The 2,032-nt window shown below is 60.2% G+C and carries 1 protein-coding gene and 1 pseudogene; both read left to right on the top strand.

Annotated elements, in window-relative coordinates; translation table 11 throughout:
* A pseudogene (locus AC1DH9_RS29205) lies at positions 1 to 1,368 on the top strand (S8 family serine peptidase); the annotation flags it as partial.
* Complete coding sequence (locus AC1DH9_RS29200; protein ID WP_477809341.1) at positions 1,329 to 2,006, top strand: hypothetical protein; 678 nt, start codon at positions 1,329 to 1,331, stop codon at positions 2,004 to 2,006. The pseudogene AC1DH9_RS29205 and the gene AC1DH9_RS29200, both read left to right, overlap by 40 nt.
* Positions 2,007 to 2,032: the final 26 nt, after the last annotated feature.

Genomic DNA, 2,032 nt, shown 5'->3' with positions numbered 1-2,032 from the left:
CTGGTGGGCGGCGCAGGCAAGGACTTCTTTGTGGTCCATCGACGCGATGCGGGCACCGATACCATCAGCAATTTCGAGGCATCTCGCGGCGAAATCGTTGATCTGGTGGGCTTCGCCGGCAAGAAGTTCGCGGACCTGGTGCTGACGCAGCAGGGCGCGGATGTCAAAGTCGACCTGGGCAAAGGCCAGAGCCTGGTGCTGAAGAATCAGGCACTCGCCAGTATTGGTGCCGGGCACTTCAAGTTCCAGGACACCTTTGTCGCCCCGACAGCTTACGTCAACAGCGACGCTCAAGCGGTCAAGCCGCAAGAAGGCCTGGGCACCGTGGTGCTGAAGGGTGGCAGCAATGGCGTCCAGCTCAACGGTTCGGTGTTCTCTCTGAGCGGCACGGTCTACAGCCATGACAGCGCGACCTCGGATGTGTTCGTGGTGGCGGCCCAACCTGGCGCGAAGGACTACAACAACGCGCTGCGCGGGTTCCGTCATGGCATCGATAAAATCGATCTGCGTCAGACCGGTATTACCGACTTCAGCCAATTGACCGTCGAACACAAGAATCGCGGCACCATCAATGGCCTGACACAGATCCATGGTGTATTCGTGGCGCTTACCGGCGCCAATGGCTCGGGTTCGAACACCAATCTGGTGTATCTGGACGCGCTGGACGTTGCACAGATCAGTGCCTCGGACTTTCTCTTCGCCGAACATGCGCCTGACGTGGTGCCGACGGTCGGGCCGGTAGTGACGCCGGTGACCGAACACCCGACGGTCACCGTACCGGGTACGTTGACCCCGATTGTCGAGCGCCCTGGCGTTGACAAGCCTTCCGTGGTCGGCCCGCTTCCACCCGTCGATCTGCATCCGACCCCAAGCGTCCCGACGATTGACCCGGTATTGCGACCTTCCGTCACGATCCCGGACTTCAAGCTGCCGGAGACCAAGACCATCGAGCAGATCCTGGCCGAGCGCGGTGTCGACTTGAACCCGAAAGTGCCGGAGCACAAAACCGTCGAGCAGATCCTTGCCGAGCGTGATGCGAACCGTGGTGCGACGACGGTCCCTGAACGCAAAACCATTGAGCAGATCCTCGCCGAGCGCGGTGTCGGTTCGCTGGAACCGTCGAAGTTGCCGGACATCGGTCCGGTCGGGCGTGAGGTAGGCGGGCGTACCCCGATTGATATTCCGAGCCCAAGGCCGATTGTCATTCCGGATCGCCCCGTCGTTGATATTGCTCACCGAGACCTTGATATCCCGAGCCGCCCACGGGTCACCGTTCCTGATGTTGCGGTTTCGCCAGACCCGCGGCTCAAGTTTGATGATGTACTGCAGTGGGCTCCGCACCTGTGGCCACCGACCCCAATACCATGACGGTCAAGGGGTTCTTTGCCAATGTCACCCTGGGGGATGAGAGCAAGACCATCAATGTGGAGGCGTCGAGTGCCAAAGTGGTTGCCGGCAACGGTGACAACAAGGTGAATGTGACTGGCAGCCGGGGCGATATCACGCTGGGTAATGGCAATAATGTCGTGACTGGCAATGTCGACAAACTCACGGTTGGCCATGGCAACAACACCATTACCGACACAGGGTCTTTCGCTACGGTGAAACTGGGGGATGGCAACAACAAGGTTCTGGTGAGCGGCAACATGCCGACGGTGGAAGTGGGACACGGGGTCAATGATCTTGAGTTCAGCGGCTCTATGGGGCAGTTGGTGTTCGGCAAGGACATCAGCCCTGATCGACTGTGGTTCCAGCACGAAGGGCAGGATCTACAGATCTCGGTCATCGGCAGCAAGCAGGAAGTCACGCTGCATAACTGGTATGCCAGTACCCCTGAACGTCCACGAGACATCATGGCCGGGGACCGCCATCGGTTGATGGGCAATGATGTCGAGCACCTGGTCCAGGCCATGGCGGCGTTCGCGCCGCCGGCACCGGCGAGCATGACCTTCGGTGCTGCCGAGCAGCAGGTGTTGCAGCCTGTGCTGGCGGCCAACTGGATGTAAGTCACCCCGCGTTAACCCGGTAACAC

This window comes from Pseudomonas sp. 05T35 (assembly GCF_056396605.1).
Note: the sequence above shows the minus strand (reverse complement) of the source record. Positions and strands in the feature narration are given on the sequence as shown.